The sequence below is a fragment of the Caulobacter sp. S45 genome, from assembly GCF_009765965.1.
GTDB lineage: Bacteria > Pseudomonadota > Alphaproteobacteria > Caulobacterales > Caulobacteraceae > CAHJWH01.
Map to the genome: position 1 here is coordinate 30,542 of NZ_LMUL01000011.1, position 20,472 is coordinate 51,013.

Below are 20,472 nucleotides of genomic sequence, written 5' to 3' on the forward strand. Positions count from 1 at the left end.
CTCGCCCTCGGGGACGCACAAGGTCAATGGAGTCTCCTGGCAGGCTGATTACACTTACGATCCCTCTAAACTGCACTGGGGGCCGCGCTCCCACGGCAAGCTGCACATCAAACCCGGTCCAAACGGACCAGTCGGTGTGGTGTGGATCGCCCTGAACGCGCCGGATTACGGCCTCCACGGCGCCCCTGATCCTTCCAAGATCGGTAAGACCGCCTCGCATGGCTGCGTTCGGATGACGAATTGGGACGCCGTGGCTTTGGCGCAGGGGGTAAAGCCCGGCGTGACCGTAGAATTCGTCGGAACGCGGGCCAAACCCCATAGCTGATGTGTTGTAGGCTTCAGCTGCGACTGAGGTCGGCACTGTCAGAGCAAACATATCTGAAGCAGCTGTTCACGCCTTTTTAGGGCGGATGGATCAATTACAGGGTCCGGTGTCCGCATACCTCCGTGTTCTGCAATGGAATGCGATGACGGCTGTCTCCAAGTAGGAAGCAGCCGAGGCGGAGCTAGATCCGGAACATTTGCGCTGACAATGCCCTTGAGAGCTCGACCGCGATTACTAGAGATCCACAGATGACAGCACCATCAGATCCCATGAATGGGTCAATCTATGGCCAGGCGGCGTGCGACCTGAAGGTCTCGGCCAATGTGGAGCTTATCCATGAGGACGGGCTGAACGTGGCCGCTTAGATCGCGCACATGGTAGGGACCTACAAGTCACGCGCGTGATCGAGCCCAACGCCAAGCCTCGTCTTCCAAGGTCTGAGTCTCGTTGCCAGGCACCACGTCGACGGCCACTTCGATGGTCTGGTCGCCGGGGCCCAGCACCACGCCTCCCATGGGCGCCACATCGGCGTAGTCGCGTCCCACCGCCAGCACGACGTGGTCCCCAGCTACGATCAGCGCGTTCGTGGGATCGAATCCAACCCAGCCCAGCGCCTTGCCACACCAGAGATCGACCCAGGCGTGGGTCGCGTCGGCCCCCTCCAGCCGCGGCTTTCCGGGAGGCGGAATGGTTCGCAGATAGCCGCTGACGTAGGCGGCCGGCAGGCCCAGGCCCCTTAGGCCGCTGATCATGATGTGGGCGAAGTCCTGGCACACCCCCCGCCGCGCTTTGAAGGCGTGGATGGCCGGCGTGGAGACCAGGGTGGCGTCCGGGTCATAGGTGAACTCCGCCTTGATGCGGCAGCTCAGAGCGTGCGCCGCCTCCACCACCGATCGGCCAGGCTGAAAGCACTCAGTCACGTAGGCGGTGATGGCCGGATTCAATCTGGTCATGGCCGTGGGATAGATGAAGTGAGCGGGCGAGATCATGTCCAGGGACACGGACGCTGCGGCTTCCTCTCGAACACAGTCCCACGAGGCCCCCGTGAAGCCCGGCAGGAGGGAGGCGCGGTGGACAGCGACGTCGGAGCGGGCTTCGATCCTCAGCTCGCGGTGGGGTGTATCAATGATGGCGGTGACCACCCGCTCCCCGAATTGGCCGATCCGCTCCTGCAGCCGGCTCGGCGGCGGCGTGATGGTGATGGAGCTCGTGAGCACGGTCTGGTCCGGGCCTTGTTGCGGCGTGAGGCGCAGGGCGCAGCGGGCGAAGGTCACCGCCTTGCTGTAGCGGTAGGTGGTCACGTGGCGGAGCTTGTAGTTCACGCCAACCCGCCGAGCTTCTTGGTCGGCGTGGCGTTGGCGCCCTGGAGGAAATAGCGGTCCGTGATGCTGTCGGAGAGATCCAGCAGCATGTGTTCGAAGGCCCTCGCCTGCGGTCCGTCCAGCGCGGCGGCGCCCTGCACCTCCACCTGGCAGGCCAGGCGAGTCAGGAGCCTTGTCGGCTCTTCCGGCATGCCGTCGTCCTGCAGGACGGGCAGGGCGGCTATGTGGGCCTTCAGGGTGATAACTTGGAAGGCGACAGAGCGTGGATTGTAGGGGTCCAGCATCACCAGGTCGCGGACGGGCGTGAGCGAAATGCCTTCCAGGTAGCGCGAGCGATAGGTGATCTGGCTGTCGATCAGGTCCAGTAGGAGATCGAGGTCGTCGATGGTGGCGTCTTCGTCGGCGAGTTTGCGCATCAGGCGGCTGGTGTTGATCCCACGCTCGATGCGGCGCCCCATGTCGAGAAAGCGCCAGCCCGCGACACGGTTCATATTCTCCTGGGTCAGACCGGAGAGGGTCGACAGATCCTGCAGTGCGGTTTCCGCTTGCTCGAGTCCCGCGGATTCTGACATGCGGATCTGCTTCTCCTCCTTCAGCCGAGCTTCGAGGCTGAGAAGGCGCTTCCAGAAGTCTTCAGACAGGCGCTCGCGCATGCTGGCGGCCGCCCGGCGGGCCGAGCGGACCTGTGACACCACCGAGCCGTACGCCTCCTCATCGTAGAGCGCAGCCTGGGCCACGTCCGTCACCCTGTGGCCGAGGGACTGTTCTTCTACTGCGCCGGAGTCCACCAGGAGGCCCTTCAGCTTGTCCAGGGTCTCGCCGGCGCTGTGAGTGGCGGCGTCGGGGTCCATCAGACTGGTGCACAGGCTGCGGACCACGCGCAGGGTGCTTTCCGCGCGCTCAAGGTAGCGGCCAAGCCAGAACAGATTGTCGGCGGCGCGGCTGGGCAGGTTGCCGGTGATCCGACGAACCCTCGCCCCGTCCCGTTGCGCGAGCAGCGAGATCTTCTCCACAGGCTTTTCGGCGATCACCCAGACGTCGGAGGCCTGCGCCCCCGCACCCATGGAAAGCGCGCGGGCGTCCTTCTGATCGGAGATGCGGCAGAAACCGCCCGGCATGATGCGCCAACCGTCCTCCGTCCTTGCGGCGTAAACCCGCAGGATGAACGGGCTGGGCTGCAGCTTTCCGTCGCGGATAGTCGGGGTGGTGGAGAGGCGCACTACCTCCTGGCCGACAAAGTCCACCGGGCGCTCGTGCATGGCGACGCGGAGGGCGGAGCGCTCGTCCGGCGAAAGATCCGCCAGCAGCCGTGGCCCGCGGGCCACGGCGAGGTGCGCCTTGCCGCCAAAGGCGCCGGCGATGGCGAGGGTGTCGATGTTGCGCTCTACGAGTTCCCGTTCCGCCGGTTGGCCGCACCACCAAGTGGCGACGTTGGAAAGCTTCAGCGCTTCGCCGAGGAGCCGGCGGCTGAGGGCGGGCAGGAAGCTTAAGAGGGCGTTGGACTCCATGACGCCGGAGCCCGGCATGTTGGAGACCACCGCGCCGCCCGCCCGGATCGCTTCCAGGAGAGCCGGTACGCCCAGGTGGGAAGAGCTGTTCAGCTCCATGGGATCAATGAAGTCCGCATCCACACGCCGCCAGATCACATCGGCCCGCTTTAATCCGGCGATCGTGCGGACATAGACGACGCCGTCCCGCACCACGAGATCGTCTCCCTCCACGAGGAGGAAGCCCAGATAACGGGCCAGATGCGCCTGTTCGAAATAACTCTCGCTGAACGGGCCGGGAGTCAGCAGGCAGATACGGGGATCCGTGCGGCTCGCCGCCGCCGTCAGGTTGGCGCGGAAGTCGCTGAAGAAAGGCGCCAGCCGCTCCACGTTCATGGCGTTGTAGAGATGCGGAAACGCCCGCGACAACACCATGCGGTTCTCGAGAGCGTAGCCGGCGCCGGACGGGGCCTGGGTGCGGTCGCCCAGCACCCACCAGCGCCCGTCCGGCCCCCGCCCAAGATCTGCGGCGTAGAGATGCATGGGTTTGCCGCCGGGCAGCTTCACCCCCCGCATGGCGCGGACGAAGTCGTCGCTGCCGGTGACGGCGGCGGCGGGGAGGTGGCCGTCGGAGACTAGCCGCCCCTCGCCGTAGAGATCGTTCAGAACCGCTTCCAGCAAGGTCGCGCGCTGTTCGACGCCGGCCGCGATCTCCGTCCACTCCTTCTCCGCCAGGATCAGCGGCATGGGACTTAGGGGCCAGATCCGCTCGCTGTCCTCGCCGTAGATACGGTGAGAGACGCCGGCGTCGCGGATGTGGCGGGTGGCCAGGGCGAACCGTTCTGCAAACTCCCCCTCCGGATAGGCCGCCACGGCCCGCAGGAACCGCAGCCACGGCTCGGGCGTCGATCCGTCCGGCGGCGCCAGTTCGTCGGGGGCGTCGGTAAATGGGCGGTAGTCTTCCAACCACCCCTTCAGCCGCGCGGAGGCCGCGTCGTCGTGGGACGGCGCGAGATCTGCGGTCTGCGGGTCAGCGTCCAACGGGCATCCTCAGGTCGAGGGTGAGGGGGAACTCCGCGCTCCGGCTTTCGGCAGGGATATCGATCGTCCCCGGCGTATGGCCGTGCGCCTGGAACCGCGCCAGCCGCCTAGCCTGCGCCTCGTAGGAGTTGACCGGGAAAGTGTCGTAGTTCCGCCCGCCTGGGTGCGACGCGTAGTAGACGCAACCGCCGAGCGACCGCCGATTCCAGCGATCGACGATGTCAAAGGTCAGCGGCGCGTGGGGCGCGATGTTGGGATGGAGACCGCTATGCGGCTTCCACGCCTTGTAGCGCACCCCGGCGACGGCCTCTTCCGCGATCCCCGTGGGGGTCATGGGCAGGGGACGGCCGTTGCAGGTAATCAGATGGCGTTCGGGCACGAAGCCCGAGGCGGCGACCTGCAGCCGCTCCACCGAGGCGTCCACAAACCGCACCGTCCCGCCGCCGCTGTTCTCCTCGGCCATCACATGCCAGGGTTCCAGCGCATGGCGGAGTTCTAGCCCGACGCCGGCGTATTCCACACGCCCATGCTGAGGGAAGCGGAACTGGCGCTGGGCCTCGAACCACAGGGGATCGAAAGCGTAACCCGCCCGCTTCAAGTCGGCGAGCACGCTCTCGAAATCCGCCCAGACGAAATGGGGCAGCATGAAACGGTCGTGCAGGCTGGTTCCCCAGCGCACGAGCGAACCGTCCTGCGGCTCGCGCCAGAACCAGGCGATGAGGGCGCGGATCAGGAGCTGCTGGGCCAGGCTCATCCGCGCATCCGGCGGCATCTCGAAGCCGCGGAGTTCCAGCAGGCCTAGCCGCCCAGCGGGTCCGTCCGGCGAATAGAGCTTATCGATACAGATCTCGGTGCGGTGGGTGTTGCCCGAGACATCGGCCAGCAGGTTGCGGAACAGGCGATCCACCAGCCACGGCGGCGGCGTCTCGCCATCGCCTGGAGCGGGCACCGCGGACAGCGCGATCTCCAGTTCGTAGAGGCTGTCGTGGCGCGCCTCGTCCACCCGCGGCGCCTGGCTGGTGGGGCCGACGAATAGGCCGGAGAAGAGATAGGACAGGGACGGATGGCGCTGCCAATAGAGCAGCATGCTCTTCAGGAGGTCGGGCCGACGCAGGAAGGGCGAATCCAGCGGGCTTGCCCCGCCGACCACCACGTGGTTGCCGCCGCCGGTACCGGTATGGCGGCCGTCGACCATGAACTTGTCGGCGCCGAGGCGGGTCTGGGCCGCCTCCTCATAGACGCCCGAGGTGATGCTCACCGCCTGCGCCCAAGTCTTGGCCGGGTGGACGTTGATCTCCAACACGCCGGGATCGGGGGTCACCTTGATGACGTTCAGGCGAGGGTCGTCGGGAGGCCCATAGCCTTCGAAGCGGAGAGATTGGCCGGCCTCAGAGGCGAGCGCCTCTACCTGTGCGACCAGCTCCAGATAGTCTTCCACCGTCTCGACCGGCGGCATGAAGACGTAGAGCACATCGTCGCGCACCTCGAAGGTAATGGCGGTCCGAACGTATGGGCGCTCGCTCTTGGGCGGCTTGGAGGCGGCCGGCGGGGCGGTCAGTTCGTCATAGAGCGGTAGTGGGCCACGGGGCTCGAAGGGATCGCGAACGCGGACGTGGGGGTAGTCCTTGGGCGCAAGCTCGGGCAGGCTGCCGAGCGGCAGGCGGAAACCGGCGGGGGAGTCCCCTGGAACCAGGAATAGGCGGCCGCGCCGGAGCGCCCAAGCCTCCGTCATCCAGCCCCGGCGCTTGCCCCTGCTCCAGCGGCGGATGGGCAGAACGTGGGCGCCCGCCTTGGAGACCCCGCCGTCGAAAGCGCGGAGCAGGCGCTTACGCTCCTGCGCGTCGTCGACCTTCAGCTCGGACGCGTCGAAGTTTTCCGGAAGCTTACCTTCCGTCCCGATCCAGTGGAGCGGATCTTCATAGGCCGGCTGGATGCACCCGGGGTCGAGGCTCAGCCGGGCGGCGAAACGGGCGGCGAAAGCGGCAACCTCGATGGGCGCCGGCACGGGCTTTTCGGCATCGAGCTCGACGGGCTCAGGTTCGCCGGTGATGGTGTCGGCGTCCCGCCAGATCGGCTGGCCGTCGCCCCGCCAGTAGAGGGCGAAGGCCCAGCGGGGGAGGGGTTCGCCGGGATACCACTTGCCCTGGCCATGATGCAGGAGGCCGCCGGATGCGAAGCGATCGCGCAGGCGGCGGATCATCTGGTCGGCCAAGGCGCGCTTTGTGGGGCCGACGGCGTCGGTGTTCCATTCGGGTGATTCGAAGTCGTCGATGGAGCAGAAGGTGGGCTCGCCGCCCATGGTCAGGCGTACGTCGCCTTCGGAGAGGTGCTTGTCCACGAGGTTTCCGAGGGCGTTCAGGGCCAGCCAGCGCTCGTCCTCGAAGGGCTTGGTGATGCGGACCGGATCGACTAGCCGGACCACCGACATCTCGAACTCGAACTCCACGTTGGCGGGCTCGACGAGGCCGCTGATGGGGGCGGCGGAGCGGTGGTGCGGGGTCGCGGCCAAAGGTAAGTGGCCCTCGCCGCAGAGGAGCCCGGAGGTGGCGTCGAGGCCAATCCAGCCCGCGCCCGGTAGGAACACCTCGGCCCACGCGTGCAGATCGCAGAAGTCTTCCGTCGTGCCCGATGGCCCGTCCAGCGCCGCCACGTCGGCCTTCAGCTGGATCAGGTAGCCAGAGACGAAGCGGGCGGCTAAACCGAGTTTCCGCAGCACCTGCACCTGAAGCCAGGCGCTATCGCGGCATGAGCCGGAGCCGAGGTTCAGCGTCTCCTCAGGCGTCTGCACGCCGGGGTCCATCCGTACAAGGTAGCTGACCTCGCGCATGATCCGCGCATTCAGGTCGACCAGGAAGTTGATCGTGCTGGGCGCCGTGGGGGCGAGGGTGTCGACAAAGGCGTCGAGCGTCCCCGAATCCCCCTCCACCATGAGATAAGGCGCCAGCTCTCCCGCGAGATCGCTGGAATAGGCGAAGGGCAAGCCCTCGGCGTAGGGCTCTACGAAGAAGTCGAAAGGGTTGATCACCTTCATCTCGGCGGTCAGGTCCACCTCGACGGCGAACTCCCTTACGGGGTCCGGGAACACCAGCCGCGCCAGCCAATTGCCGAACGGATCCTGCTGCCAGTTGATGAAGTGGTTGGCCGGCGTGATTTTCAAGGCGTAGCTCGGCACCAGCGTCCGGCAGTGGGGCGCAGGGCGCAGGCGTACGGTCTGCGGCCCGAGCTTGACGGAGCGATCGTAGCGATAGCGCGTCAGATGGTGGAGCCCGGCCGTTACCGTCATCGTTTCTCCATGACTCCGCAGGCGTGCAGAAGGCGGGCTAGCACAGGAATCATGCGGTTTGCGACTTCATATGGTCGCGCTTGCCGGGTTCAGCGTATTGGGCCGTCCAGCGACGGCGTGTCGACCTCGAAAGTCCAGACCGTAAAGCGATTCAGGATGTGCGATCCGAAGGAGGTAAGCATGGCGACGTCGGCTGCGTCCCGCCCCCGTGCGAGAGCGATGCGACCAATTCGAGGAATGTTGTTACGAGGGTCGAAGGTCCACCATCGGTCGCCGAGATAGACCTCCATCCAGGCGCTAAAATCCATGGGATCGCGGATGGGGACGCCGATGTCGCCGAGATACCCGTTCACATAGCGCGCCGGAATGTTCATGCAACGGCATAGGGCGATGGCGAGGTGGGCGAAGTCCCGGCAGACGCCCGTCTGGTCCTCATAAGCCTCGTAGGCCGTGCGGGTCGCGCGTGCATTCTGGTAGTCGAATGCGATCCGCTGGTTGGCGAAGTCGCAGATGGCCTGGACGCGCGCCCAGCCCGGCGTTGTATGGCCAAACAGGTTCCATGCGGTTTGGCTCAAGCGGTCGGTCTCACAATACCGACTCCCCATGAGATAGAGGAGGGTGTCGTCGGGCAGGGAAGACACCTGAATCTGTTCGACGTCGGGTGAGATGACATCGACCTCGCCGCTATCCTCGATAACGCAGTCGCTGCGGATCATCAGGTTGCCTGGCGGCGCGATGAAGCGGCGGCAGAGGTTGCCGAACACGTCGCGATAAGTGGAGTTTTCGACGTCGGGGTCGGTGAAAAAGACTTCGGGGACACGCACGTCAGGGTGTCGCTTATCCTCGATGCTCAGCTCTGTGACGATTGGCGTCGAAGACCAGCAGTTGATGACGATCTCGTAGCCAAATCGTATGAGCATCGGGTCTCCTAAATACCTGCTGTGTGGTCGCCTCGCTTAATGCACGAACCGTCCAGCGGCTCCAGAGACGAGGCTCGAAAGCCGGCCTGGAGGTGGGGCTTGGCACTGTCAAACCAAACGTACCTGGAGCCGCTGTTGACGCCTTTTTAGGGCAAGTGGATCAAAACTGCAGGAGCCGCCGGTTGAGTCCCTTCTTATTCTGCAACGCAATGCAATGACGGCTGCCTCCGAACAGGAGGCACGCTGGGGCGGAGCCAGGCCCGGAACATTTGCGCTGATAATGCCTCAGGGTCGCATAGAGGCTGGCGCGCGTCTGAGTTTGCGTCCCAGCCCACAGCTTTCAGACACGGGTCAGGGTGTCGGCGAAGGCCAGGATGAACATCAGCGATATCCAGAGGAAGGCGGAGACGGCGCACAGGCGCACCAGCCAGCTCGCCCGGTTCAGCCGCATGAACACCAGCCCCATAACGATCGCTTGGAGGGCGGCCACGGCCAGGTTCGCTGGCAGTTTGAACACGCCGAGCGGCAGGCCGGCGAGCACCACGTTCAACGCCAGCAGCGTCAGCAGCGCAGCCCAGGCCAGGATGGGCCCGAGCCATATACCGGGCTGTTCGGTCTGCTCGCGCCGTGTCATCGGCCGACCAGATACAGGCAGGCGAACACCAGCGCCCAGATGATGTCGACCAGGTGCCAGTAGAGGGTCGTCGCCTCCACCGAGTCGTTGTTGGCGCGCAGGCGACCGCGCCGCGCCAGCCACACCAGCCGCGAGAGCAGGCCCAGACCGATGGTCATGTGGCAGGCGTGGACGAAGGTCATGGTCCAGTAGAAGCCGAAGAAGATGCGCGCGGCGGGCGCATGAAGGGCGAAGGTTGCGCCGGGCCAAAGGTGCTCGTCCAGGTCCTCGCGGTATTCCAACCCTTTGACGATCAGGAACAGCAGGCCGAGGCCGAGCGTGATCCAGACGCCGATCTCGCTGAGCCCAGGTTTGTCGCGGTCGATGGCCCGGCTGGCCACCGACAGGCTCAGGCTGGAGGTCATCAGCAGCGCGGTGTTGATCGTGCCGAACAGCAGGTTGACATGCCGTCCGGCCTCGGCGAAGGCGCTCGGGTGGTCGTGGCGGTAGACGGCGTAGCCCAGGAACATGCCGGCGAACAGCAACAACTCGCTGGCCAGGAACAGCCACACGCCGAAGGTCAACGCCTCGCGCTGGCGCGTCGCGGACTCGAACGGCTCGTGCAAAGTGGCGGAGGCCTCGCTCATGTGGGCGGCGTCCTGACCGGCCCGTCGCCCTGGCCGCGATGGATCGACTTGCCATGCTCGGGCGCGTGGCCCTGAGCGTGATATTCGTAGGGATCGTTTTCGACGTGGGGGATCTGGTCGAAGTTGTGCTTGGGCGGCGGGGAGGGGACGGTCCATTCCAGCCCGGTGGCGTTCCAGGGATTGGCGGGGGCGACCTCGCCGAACCGCAGCGAATAGGCGAAGTAGAACAGCGGTAGCAGGTAGGCCACGGCCAGCACCATCGCGCCTGTCGACGACATCACGTGGTAGAGTTGGAACTCCGCCGGGTATTCCGCATACCGCCTCGGCATGCCGAGATAGCCCATGATGAATTGCGGGAAGAAGGTGAAGTTGAACCCGAAGAACATCAGGATGGCGGCGAACCTCGCCCAGCCCTCGGGATAGAGCCGCCCGGTGATCTTGGGCCACCAGTAGTGCAGCCCGCCGAAGAAGGCCGACACCGAGGCGCCGACCATGATGTAGTGGAAGTGCGCCACCACGAAGTAGGTGTCGGTGACGTGGACGTCGATGGGCACCGAGGCCAGCATCAGCCCGGTCAGCCCGCCGATGGTGAACAGGCCGAGAAAGCCCAGCGCGTACATCATCGGCGCGGCGAAGGTGATCTGGCCGCGATATAGCGTGGCGGTCCAGTTGAACACCTTGATGGCCGAGGGCACGGCGACCACGAAGCTCAGGAACGAGAACACCAGGGCCGCGTAGGGGCTCATGCCCGAGACGAACATGTGGTGGCCCCAGACCATGAAGCCGACCACGGCTATCGCGATCATGGCGTAGACCATGAAGGCGTAGCCGAACACCTTGCGGCGCGCGGCGACAGTGACGATCTCCGAGATCACCCCCATGGCCGGCAGGATCATGATGTAGACCGCCGGGTGACTGTAGAACCAGAACAGGTGCTGGAACAACAGCGGGTCGCCGCCGATCCGTGCGTCGAAGATCGGCATGCCGAACAGCCGCTCGGCAATGATCAAAAGCAGGCTGGTGGATAGCACCGGCGTCGCCAAGATCATCACCATGCTGGTGGCGTACATGGCCCAGACGAACAGCGGCAGGCGGAACCACTTCATGCCCGGCGCCCGGAGCAGGTGGATGGTGGCGATGAAGTTGATCCCGGTCAGGATCGAGGAAAAGCCGACCACGAACACGCCGACCGCCGCCAGCGTCACGGCCGAATTGGAATAGATGGTCGAGAACGGTGGGTAGAAGGTCCAGCCGGTGTCCACGCCGCCGGCCAGCAGCGCGATCACCGTCAGCAGCGCCCCACCGACGAAGACGTACCAGGACAACAGGTTGATCTTGGGAAAGGCCATGTCCCTGGCCCCAATCATCAGCGGCAGCAGGAAGTTACCCAGGGTGGAGGGGATGGACGGCACCAGGAAGAACCAGACCATGATCACCCCGTGCAGGGTGAACAGCTTGTTGTAGGTGTCGCGGCTGAACAGCAGGCCGTGCGGGGTGAACAGGTGGATGCGGATCAGGGCCGCTGCGGCGCCGCCCAGGAAGAAGAAGGCGGTGATGCTGATGGCGTAGAGGATGGCGATCCGCTTGTGGTCGACCGTGCCGAGCCAGGACCACACCGTCTGGCCGCCGTCGGTCCAGAAGCTCTGCTGCATCGGCGCGCCGTCGGCCGGTCGCGCGCCCTTCGCGTCTGGATCGGCGGTCGGGAATTCGCCGGGGGTGGTGGTGAGGCTCATGATCGCCCTCCGGCGTGGGCGGGCAGGGACTTCAGGTAGGCGATCAGCGCATTCAGCCCCTCTTCGTCGATCGCCTTGGCGTAGCTGGGCATGGTGGCCGGATAGCCCGCTACGGCGTTGCGGTCGGGCTGGACGATGGCCTGATGCAGGAAGGTCTCGTCGACCAGGGCGCGCCGTCCGTCGCTCAACATCACCTGCTGGCCGTACAGACCGCCGAGCGACGGCGCATTGTGGTTCGGGCCGGCCGCATCGTGGCAACTGCCGCAGCCGAGGCTGCGATACAGGACGCCGCCCTGGCCGGCGAGATCGTTCGGTTGCGGCTGGACGGCGGTCCAGCGGCCATAGTCGGCCGGGCGCATCACCACCACCTCGCCCAGCATCTGGGAATGGTCGGTTCCGCAGTATTCGGCGCAGTAGAGCGGATAGGTCCCAGGCCTGTTGGCCTTGAACCAGGTCTCGGTATAGCGGCCGGGCAGCACATCCTGCTTCATGCGGAAGGCCGGGACATAGAAGCTGTGGATCACGTCTTGGGAGGTCATCACCAGCCTGACCGGCACGCCAGTCGGGGCGTGCAGGGCGTTGATCTCGCGCACGCCGCTGGGATGCTGGGTCTTCCACATCCACTGCTTGGCGACCACGTGGATTTCCAGCGCATTGGCCGGGGCCTTGAAGCCGCTGAGCTGGGAGGATGACACCCACCAGAAGACGAACAGGAACAGGAAGAAGGTGGCGACCGTCCAGCCGATTTCGAATTCCTTCGAGACGATCTCCGGCAGCTCGCCACGCTTGGCGCTGGAGCCGCGGCGGTAGCGAACCGAGAACACCACCACCAGGCTGACCACCAGCAGGATGATCGCTACCGACAGGCCGAGCAGGCCGAAGAACAGGTGGTCGGTGACCACCGAGCGCGCATCGGCCTCGACCGGGAAGATCGGCAAGCCGCCCCTCATGCGACCCGCCTCCGTCGTGTGATCAGCAGGCCCAGCCCGCCGGCCAGGGCGAAGAGGGTGGCCGCCCCGCCGATCCTCAATCCGGTCAGCACGGCGGCGTTGTTGCGCCCGCCGACCAGGCTCAGGCCGTGGCAGAGCAGGGCGATGCGGTCGATCAGGTCGCCGGTGCGGCCCTCGGCGGCGTCGCGGATGGCGTTGTCGAGCTGGACGCTGTTCAGCGCCACCTCCGACAGCACCCGCGTCACCCGCCCGTCCGGGGCCAGGGCGAAGGCCGCGACCGGGTGGGTGTATTGGCCGGTCGCGGGATCGTAGGCGTAGCCGTAGCCCAGCGCGGCGGTCGTGGTGGCGATGGCTTGAGGCGAGCCGCTGAGGAAGCTCGAGGCCTTCAGCAGGGCCGGGTCGCCCGACAGGCGTGCGGCCCACATCGCCTTGGCGTCCTGCGTCGTCGCCTTCGGGTTCAGGCCGATGGCGATGAGGCGGAAGTCCGCGCCGGGGTGCAGACCGGCCTTGGCGATCCGGGCGGCGACGATGCTGAGCGCCGGCCCGCACAGCGTGGTGCAGCGATAGTCGGTGAACACCAGCAAGGCCGGGCCTTCGCCCTTAGCTACGCCAAGGGTGAGCGCGCGCCCGTCCTGGTCGCGGAACATGCTGTCGAGCGGCGCGCGGGCGCCCGGCGGCGCATGTACTCCGACGCGGGCCAGATCGGCGCGCGCGACCTCCGCCATCGCGGGCGGAGCGAGGGCGAACAGCACGGCGAAAATCGTGGCGGCGAGCCTCATGGCTTAGCTCCCGCCGTCGAAGCTGGTGCGGGCAGGGGGTCGTAGGCGTGCTCGCCCTTGGCTGCGATCGTCGCCATCGCCCGCGCGATTAGGGCCTCGTCGAGCCGAGGCGGTGTAGGCGTTTGCGGAGCCGCCGGGCCGGCCAGGTCGGCGGGCAGGCTGCGCGGGTCGATGCTGGTCTCCAGCTGCGGGCCGGGGAAGGGCTTCGGCGGCGCCGAGCTTGGCGACGGGATTTCCAGGTGGAAGTAGAGACCCAGTACGACCAGGGCGAGCGACAGGAAGGCGAACAGGCCGACCACGATCACGCCGGCCGGACCGGGGCGGACATCGGTGGGTTCGAGCTCGTCGGCGGCAGGGCGGGGCGTTTCAGCCGGCATGGGCCGTCTCCCCTCTGCGGGCGAGGCGCGGCAGGCCGCCCATCGCGGCGATCCCTAGCCCGGCCATGCCAGTCAGGGCCAGGGCGGCGGGCAGCAGGCAGGCGGGTCCGAACTGGGGCGCGAGCAGCCAGACCTGATAGCCGAGCAGGCCCGCAAGCACGGCGGCCGAGGCGATCTGCAACGCCCTGCGCGGCCCGATCATCCGCCGCACGATCAGCGCCACCGTCGCTACGATGCCGAGCGCCAGTGCGATCCAGACCGGCGTCTGCCAAGGCGGCTTGGCGCGCAGCAGATACCAGGCGTCCAAGGGCGGGCGGTCGCCATACCAGACAACCAGGAAGCTCATGAACTCCAGATAGGTCAGGCCCAGGATGGCGGCGAACAGCAGGCCGGTGAGGTCGGCGATCGATCCCGCCTGAACCCGCCGCGCGCCGAGCAGGCCGGCGAGGGCGAAGGCGGCGGCGAGCTGCTGCACCGCCAGGTCCATGCCGAAGTTCGACGAGGTCCAGCCTGGCAGCACCGACAGCACCCAGTCCACTCCGACCACGCTGACCGCGATCCCGTGGAAGACCAGGCCCAATCCCGCGCCCAGCCGCCCGCGCGGGCCGGCGATGCGGGAAAGGCTCAGCGAGATCGCGCTCCAGCCGATCAGCGCGACAACCGAGCGGAGCACGAACAGCGGCATGTTGAGGAAATAGCGATGCACCTCGGCGTCCAGGGCGCCTGGCATGGCCGCCCAGCGATAGATCAGGGGCGCGCCGAACAGCACCGGCAAGACGTAGAGGCAGAGCAGCGGCGTGGATCGGGCGGCGGCGGTGAGTTCAGGCGCGAACGCCTCGCCCCAGGCGCCGCCGGTCAGGCGATGGATCAGCACGGAGGCGAGCGCCCCCAGCATCGGGCAGCTCACGGCGACAAAGCCGACCAGCCAGCCCTGCAGCGCCGCTCCAGGCGCGACAAAGGCCGCCAGCGCCCAGCCGGCGAGCGCGACGAGGCCGACGATGAGGGCGATGCGTCTCACGATCCGCGTCCTCCCGCGGTACGGGGGGATGGCCTGCCCGAGATGTCCAGATCGTGGGTGGTCTCGAGCGCTCGGATATAGGCGACGATGGCCCAGCGATCTTGCGCCGGGATGCGCTCGGCATAGGGGAACATGACGCCGGAGCCGTGGGTGATGACGTCGAACAGGTGCGCCGCCGTCGCCTGGCGCACGTGCGGGTCCTGGTAGGACGGTGGGCGGGGAAAGCCCCGGCTGACGATCATGCCGTCGCCTTCGCCGGACACGCCATGGCAGGGCTTGCAGAAGATGTCGTGCCGCTCGCGTCCCCGCGCCAGCAGGGCGGGCGTGGCGGGCGGCGGCGTCTGGGCCGCCTGTTCCTCGGCCAGCGCGCCTTGGGCTACCGTGTCGTCGGGCGGCGTCTGGGCCGAGGTCCCGTCTGCGAACAGGGGCGCGGGCGCCTCGGTCTTGTACTTGCCCTGGCGCTCCATAGAGATGTCGCAGCCGGCCAGGGTCGGACAGGCGACGCCGAGGCAAGCGATCAGGAGCAGGGTGCATGGGCTCACAGCGCCACCTCCTCGATCCATACCGCGCCGGCGTCCCATAGCGCCTGCCGCGCCGCGCCGGCCGCCTGGGCGTCCTCGGGCGCGGCGATGGCCAGCAGGAACTGGTCCTGGCTGGCGCGCTCGAAGGCTCCACATTCGAACAGCGGATGGTGCAGACGGGGCAGGCCGGCCTTGACCAGCATGGCCACGAAGCCGGTCAGGGCTGCGGTCAGGACGCTGATCTCGACCGTCGCCACGATGAAGGTGGGCCAGCTGTTCAACGGCCGGCCGCCCTGGTCGAACGGATAGAGCCGCGTCGCGCTCAGCCACTCCATGGCGTAGAACAGCACCGCCATCGCCACGCCGCCGCCGAGCATCCACCAGGGGATTTGGGTCGGCTTCTGCCCCAGCGCTTCCGACAGGCCCTCGATGGGGTAAGGGGTGAAGGCGTCGATCAAGCCGAGGCTTTTGTCGCGCGCCTGCTGGACCATCCGCATCAGCGGCTCCGGCGCGGCGAAGGCGGCGAGCAGGGCGTGGCTCATGGCCGGCGCTCGCGCAGGGCCAGTTCGCGCATCTCGAACATCGACACCGACGGCAGCAGGCGCACGAACAGCAGGAAGGCCAGCAGGAAGACGCCGAGCGAGCCGACCAGCACCAGATAGTCCCAGATGGTCGGCCAGAACGCCCGCCACAGGGCCGGCAGGTAGTCGTGGCCCAGCGTGTTCCAGATGATCAGGATGCGCTCGAACCACATGCCGATCAGCACCAGTACGGCGACCATCACCATCGTCGGCAGGCTGGCCCGCGCGCGCTTGAACCACAGCACCTGGGGCGCGATCACGTTGCCGAACAGCATGATGGCGTAGAAGGGCGCGTAGGTCCCGGTGAAGACATAGGCCAGATAGGTGTGCTGGGCCCGCTCGCCGCTGTACCAGGCGGTGAACCACTCCGTGGCGTAGGAGACGCCCATGATGCAGGCGCTCGCCACGATGATCTTGCCGATGACATCGAAGTGGCGGTCGGTGATCAGCGACTGAAAGTGCAGCGCCTTGCGGATCAGGGCGGCCAGGATCACCACCATGGCGAAGCCGGAGAACATGGCGCCGACCACGAAGTAGGGCGGGAAGATGCTCTCCTGCCAGCCGGGCATCACACTGGCGGCGAAGTCCATGCCGACGATGGAGTGGACCGAGCAGACCAGGGGCACGGCAAGGCACGCCATGGTCTTGTAGAAGCTCTGATGGATCGCCCACTGTCGCGCCGAGTTGCGGAAGCCCAGGGCGAACACGCCGTAGAGCTTGCGGGTGAACGGCTTGGTCGCCCGGTCGCGCAGGGTGGCGAGGTCGGGGATCAGGCCGGTGTACCAGAACACGATGGAGAAGATCAGGTAGGAGGCGATGGCCCAGAAGTCCCACACCAGGGCGCTGCGCCACTGGGGCCAGAGCGTCATCGGGTTGGGGTAGGGCGCCAGCCAGTAGAAGAACATCGGCCGGCCCAGGTGGATGATCGGGAAGATGCCGGCGATGGCGACCGAGAACAGGGTCATGGCCTCGGCGAAGCTGTTGATGGCCGCGCGCCAGGTCTGGCGGGTGAGCAGGAGCAGGGCCGAGATCAGGGTGCCGGCGTTGCCGATGCCGATCCACCAAACATAGTTGGCGATGGGAAAACCCCAGACGATGGTGGTGTTGTTGCCGAGCAGGCCGATCCCCTTGGTCAGGATCATGTAGACGCCAAGGAAGAAGACGCCGGTCAAAGGGATGGCGATCCCCATCAGCATCCACCAGCCGCGCCACTGCTGGCGGCCCCAACCCTGGCGGTCGAGCAGGGGCGCTGCGATCAGCCGGTTGACCGCCTCGCAGCTGTCGATGTCCGGGGCGATCCAGCCGCCGGCCTCGGGATTCGGCGCCGCGCTCATTCGCCGGCCTCCGACAGCGCCGGGTTGGGATTGCGCAGGCGGGCCAGGTAGGTGGTGCGCGGCCGCGTGCCGAGTTCGCCCAGAAGCGCGTAGTGGCGTGGATCTTCGCGCAGGCCGGCGAGGCCCGACGCCGGGTCGTTCAGGTCGCCGAAGCGGATCGCCTGGGTTGGGCAGGAGGACTGGCAGGCCGTGACCACCTCGTGCGGCCCGATCTCGCGGTCTTCCTTTTCCGCCAGCTTGCGCGCGGCGCTGATGCGCTGGACGCAGTAGGTGCACTTCTCCATCACGCCGCGGTCGCGCACGGTGACCTCGGGGTTCTTCTGCGCCTTGAGCGACTCCGCGCCCAGGTTGGCGTAGGCCTGCTCCTCGGCATAGCCGTAGAAGTTGAACCGGCGGACCTTGTAGGGGCAGTTGGACTCGCAGAATCGGGTGCCGATGCAGCGGTTGTAGACCTGGGCGTTCAGCCCTTCGTGGTCGTGGCTGGAGGCCTCCACCGGGCAGACCGGCTCGCAGGGGGCGTGCTCGCACTGCATGCAGGGCACGGGCTGGAAGGCCGGGCGCGGGTCGTGCGGATCGCCCACGTCGTAGGCGTCGATGCGCAGCCAGTGCATGTCGCGGCCGCGCGCGATCTCTTCCGGCCCAACCACCGGCACGTTGTTCTCCGCCTGGCACGAGACCACGCAGGCGTTGCAGCCGATACAGACGGCGGCGTCGATCACCATGCCCCAGGCCGGTTCACGGGCGTCGGTCGCGAGCACCGGCGCGGCCGGTAGCATGGATGGTGGCGTCTTCACTGGGTCGAGCGGGTGGGACTTCAGGCCAGCGAGAGTGGCGAGGTCGATCGTCGGCGACAGCTTGCGCGCATCGCCCTCCAGCAGGCGGGTGGACTGGAAGGCCGGCGCACCGCCATGGCCCGGCGCGTGCTCCACCGTCACCGCCAAGGCGCGGGAACCGCCCACACCGCGCAGCTTGCCGAAGTCCTGGCCGACGCCGGTCCCGATCGGCCCGGCCCGCGTGCGGCCGCCGCCCAGGAAGGCCGACAGCGCGCCTTGCGCCTGGCCCGGCGTGACCCGCACCGGTGCGATCACCGAGCGGCCTTCGGCGCTCAGCCGCACGTGGTCGGCGTCCTTCAGACCAAGCCTGACGGCGTCCTCGGGCGAGATCGCCACCGCTGCGCCCCAGACCTCGGAGGTGATGGGCTTGGGACATTCCTGCAGCCAGGCGTTCTCGGCGTAGCGGCCGTCATAGAGGCTGGGGTCGGGGGACAGGCACAGCGTGAGCGATGGGGGCGGCGCGGCTTGGGCCATCTGGGGCAGGCGCGCGGGCGGCAGGGGCGTGGCGGCTTGCGCGCTGCTTGCGATCACCCCATCGGTCAGGGCGCGTTTCCAGAACCCATCGAGGTCGCCGCCAGCCTTGTCGGTCCAGGTCTGGCGGGTGATGTCGTGTGACGCGGCGGCGGCGTCCCCGGCCAGCAGGGCCACGCACTCGCTCACAGTTTTCGTCCCGTAGAGCGGCCGGATCAGCGGCTGCACCAGGCTCGCCGTCCCGTCCAGCGCCCGCGCATCGCCCCAGCCTTCCAGCGCGTGCGAGAGCGGCGCGCGCCATTGGCACGCGGCGGAGGTCTCGTTGTCATAGGCGGTGAAGTGGACGCTGAACCCGGCCTTGCGCATGGCGTCGGGCAGGCCGAGCGCTAAGGGCGCGTCGTATGCGGGATTGGCGCCCAGGACGATCAGGGTGTCGACGCGTCCGGTCTTCAGGTCGGCGGCCAAGGCGGCGATGGAAGCCAAGTGGTCGTCGGGATTGAGGTCGAGCGGTTCCAGCGCCGAGACAGGTGCTTGCAGCCGACTGTTCATCCAATGCGCAAGCGCATGGATGTCCGGCGATTGGCTCTCGCCGGCCAAGACGAGGGCGTGGCCGGTATGTGCGATCAGGTCGGCGGCGCAGGCGTCGGCGAAGCGGGCAGCCTGAACGGGCAGGGTCTCGCCGCCCGTTGGCGCGCCGAGTTTTCCCGCGACATGACGGGCAAGCGCCCCGACCTGGGCTGGCGTCAGGGCCAGGCGGTGGTCGGCGTTGGCGCCGGTCAGCGACCAGCCCGGCTCGGCGGCGTACCAGCGGGCGAAGCCGCCGCCGGCCTTGCGCGCCTCGGCGAAGCCGCGCCCGTTGACGATCTGCTCGGGTCCCGAGCCTAGCGGGTCGGCGTCCAGGCACAGCACCGCCTGCGCCTGGCCGAGTTTGGGCAGCACGGTCAACGGACGCCCGAACGCCAGCCGGGCGCCGGCGCGGGCGTTGTCGTCGTTCACCGGCTCGTAGCGCCGCCAGGCCATGGCGGGATAGGCCATCTTCAGGGCCGCGATCAGGCGAAGCTCGGTCGGCGAGACAATGCGGCCGGTGAGCAGGGTGAAGCCCGCGCCCTGGCGACCCTTCAGCCGCTCCAGCCGCGACAGCAGGGCGGTCTGCAGAGCAGTCCACGAGGAGGGTTCCTCGCCCTTGAACACCGCCTGGGCGCGGGCGGGATCGTAGAGCGACAGGATCTCGGCCTCGGCGAAGGCGTCGGTCGAGCCCAGGCTGTAGGGGTGGTTGGGCGAGCCCTCGATCTTGATCGGCCGGCCGTCCACCGCGATCGCCATCACCCCGCGTCCATAGCCGCCCAGCGTCAAGGCGGTGGCGTAGCGCTGGGGTAGGCCGGGGGTCAGGCCTTCGGGCTGCTCGACATAGGGTACGATCTGTTCGCGGGGTTTGCCGCAGGCGCTGAGCGCTGTCGCCATGCCGGCCGACAACATGGCCAGCGCCTCGCGTCGGTCCAGCCCGCGCGGCGGGAGTTCGGGCGCGGACGCGCTACGCCCCTTGGCCTCGAACAGGGTGAACCGCTTGCCGCTCATCGGTGGCACACCGTGCAGTCGGTCAGGTGGGCGGGATGGATGTGGTAGCGGGCGATATAGGCGCGCGCGTCGTGCAGCGGGTCCTGCGCCGGGGTCCAGGACGGATCGAACTCCTTGTCCCTGGGCGCCAGGTTGGGTCCGGGATTGCGGTGGCAGTCCAGGCACCATTGCATGGTCATGGGCTTGGTCTGGCGCATCAGCGGCATCTCATGCACCGGCCCGTGGCAGGTCGAGCAGGGCACGCCCTTGGCCACGTGGATGGAGTGGTCGAAGTAGACGTAGTCGGCCACTCGGTGGACCTTGTTCCAGCGGATCGGCGTGTGATGGGCGAAGCTGTCGCGCACCGGGGCCAGCAACGCGGCGTTGGTCCAGATCTGGGAGTGGCAGGTCATGCAGGTGGAGCTGGGCGGCAGGCTGGCGAAGGCGGCCTTCTCCACCGAGGTGTGGCAGTAGCGGCAATCGATGCCCAGGTCGCCGACATGGTGCTTGTGGCTGAACGGGACCGGCTGGTCGACGACGAGATTCTGTTCGGTGGAGTAGGGGGACACGCGTAGCCCATAGGCCAGCGCGACGCCGGCGAACGGCGCGATCGCCAGGGCGAACAGGACCACACGCGCGATAGTGTCGGCGCCGGGTCGAAACAGCTGGGCCACGAAGCCTAG

Annotated in this window: 17 protein-coding genes; 1 reads left to right on the forward strand and 16 read right to left on the reverse strand. The window is 67.4% G+C overall.

Features of this window, described 5'->3' with window-relative positions:
• Positions 1-325 (forward strand): L,D-transpeptidase (locus GSQ87_RS22315; RefSeq protein WP_174241410.1); only part of this gene is annotated, 325 nt, incomplete at its 5' end.
• A 392-nt stretch (positions 326-717) separates the two neighbouring features.
• Here GSQ87_RS22315 and GSQ87_RS06485 read toward each other — a convergent pair.
• From GSQ87_RS06485 to GSQ87_RS06560, 16 genes are all read right to left on the reverse strand, one after another.
• Positions 718-1,647: a transglutaminase family protein gene (locus tag GSQ87_RS06485; RefSeq protein ID WP_158914482.1), complete on the reverse strand. Its 930-nt coding sequence runs from the start codon at positions 1,645-1,647 to the stop codon at positions 718-720.
• Positions 1,644-4,175, reverse strand: a complete 2,532-nt coding sequence (locus tag GSQ87_RS06490; protein WP_158914484.1) for a circularly permuted type 2 ATP-grasp protein — start codon at positions 4,173-4,175, stop codon at positions 1,644-1,646. The genes GSQ87_RS06485 and GSQ87_RS06490 overlap by 4 nt, the downstream gene beginning before the upstream one ends.
• The gene (locus tag GSQ87_RS06495; protein ID WP_158914486.1) at positions 4,165-7,458 is read right to left on the reverse strand and encodes a DUF2126 domain-containing protein; all 3,294 of its coding nucleotides are present in this window, start codon (positions 7,456-7,458) and stop codon (positions 4,165-4,167) included. The genes GSQ87_RS06490 and GSQ87_RS06495 overlap by 11 nt, the downstream gene beginning before the upstream one ends.
• Positions 7,459-7,547: 89 nt before the next feature.
• A complete protein-coding gene (locus tag GSQ87_RS06500) occupies positions 7,548-8,378 on the reverse strand; it encodes a transglutaminase family protein (protein ID WP_158914488.1) in 831 nt (276 codons plus the stop codon).
• Between the two features lie 340 nt (positions 8,379-8,718).
• The gene (locus GSQ87_RS06505) at positions 8,719-9,012 is read right to left on the reverse strand and encodes an oxidase (protein WP_158914490.1); all 294 of its coding nucleotides are present in this window, start codon (positions 9,010-9,012) and stop codon (positions 8,719-8,721) included.
• Positions 9,009-9,638 carry a cytochrome c oxidase subunit 3 gene (locus GSQ87_RS06510; protein ID WP_158914492.1) on the reverse strand — a complete coding sequence of 210 codons (630 nt, stop codon included), beginning with the start codon at positions 9,636-9,638 and terminating at the stop codon, positions 9,009-9,011. Before GSQ87_RS06510 ends, GSQ87_RS06505 begins: the two co-directional genes overlap by 4 nt.
• Positions 9,635-11,371, reverse strand: coding sequence for a cytochrome c oxidase subunit I (ctaD, locus tag GSQ87_RS06515; protein ID WP_216839082.1), 1,737 nt, complete (start codon positions 11,369-11,371; stop codon positions 9,635-9,637). Before ctaD ends, GSQ87_RS06510 begins: the two co-directional genes overlap by 4 nt.
• Positions 11,368-12,321 (reverse strand): cytochrome c oxidase subunit II, encoded by a 954-nt coding sequence (gene coxB / locus GSQ87_RS06520; RefSeq protein WP_158914494.1) that lies wholly within the window; start codon positions 12,319-12,321, stop codon positions 11,368-11,370. The genes ctaD and coxB overlap by 4 nt, the downstream gene beginning before the upstream one ends.
• A complete protein-coding gene (locus tag GSQ87_RS06525) occupies positions 12,318-13,100 on the reverse strand; it encodes an SCO family protein (RefSeq protein ID WP_158914496.1) in 783 nt (260 codons plus the stop codon). Before GSQ87_RS06525 ends, coxB begins: the two co-directional genes overlap by 4 nt.
• The gene (locus GSQ87_RS06530) at positions 13,097-13,477 is read right to left on the reverse strand and encodes a hypothetical protein (RefSeq protein ID WP_158914498.1); all 381 of its coding nucleotides are present in this window, start codon (positions 13,475-13,477) and stop codon (positions 13,097-13,099) included. The genes GSQ87_RS06525 and GSQ87_RS06530 overlap by 4 nt, the downstream gene beginning before the upstream one ends.
• Positions 13,467-14,495 (reverse strand): hypothetical protein, encoded by a 1,029-nt coding sequence (locus tag GSQ87_RS06535; protein ID WP_158914500.1) that lies wholly within the window; start codon positions 14,493-14,495, stop codon positions 13,467-13,469. The genes GSQ87_RS06530 and GSQ87_RS06535 overlap by 11 nt, the downstream gene beginning before the upstream one ends.
• Entirely contained in the window at positions 14,492-15,037 is a 546-nt protein-coding gene (locus GSQ87_RS06540; protein WP_216839084.1) for a cytochrome c, read from the reverse strand. The genes GSQ87_RS06535 and GSQ87_RS06540 overlap by 4 nt, the downstream gene beginning before the upstream one ends.
• On the reverse strand, positions 15,034-15,558 hold the full coding sequence (locus tag GSQ87_RS06545) for a DUF3341 domain-containing protein (protein WP_158914504.1): 525 nt from the start codon (positions 15,556-15,558) through the stop codon (positions 15,034-15,036). The genes GSQ87_RS06540 and GSQ87_RS06545 overlap by 4 nt, the downstream gene beginning before the upstream one ends.
• Positions 15,555-16,931 carry an NrfD/PsrC family molybdoenzyme membrane anchor subunit gene (gene nrfD / locus GSQ87_RS06550; RefSeq protein ID WP_158914506.1) on the reverse strand — a complete coding sequence of 459 codons (1,377 nt, stop codon included), beginning with the start codon at positions 16,929-16,931 and terminating at the stop codon, positions 15,555-15,557. Before nrfD ends, GSQ87_RS06545 begins: the two co-directional genes overlap by 4 nt.
• Positions 16,928-19,810, reverse strand: coding sequence for a 4Fe-4S dicluster domain-containing protein (locus GSQ87_RS06555; RefSeq protein ID WP_158914507.1), 2,883 nt, complete (start codon positions 19,808-19,810; stop codon positions 16,928-16,930). Before GSQ87_RS06555 ends, nrfD begins: the two co-directional genes overlap by 4 nt.
• The gene (locus GSQ87_RS06560) at positions 19,807-20,463 is read right to left on the reverse strand and encodes a cytochrome c3 family protein (RefSeq protein ID WP_158914509.1); all 657 of its coding nucleotides are present in this window, start codon (positions 20,461-20,463) and stop codon (positions 19,807-19,809) included. Before GSQ87_RS06560 ends, GSQ87_RS06555 begins: the two co-directional genes overlap by 4 nt.
• Between the last annotated feature and the right edge of the window lie 9 nt (positions 20,464-20,472).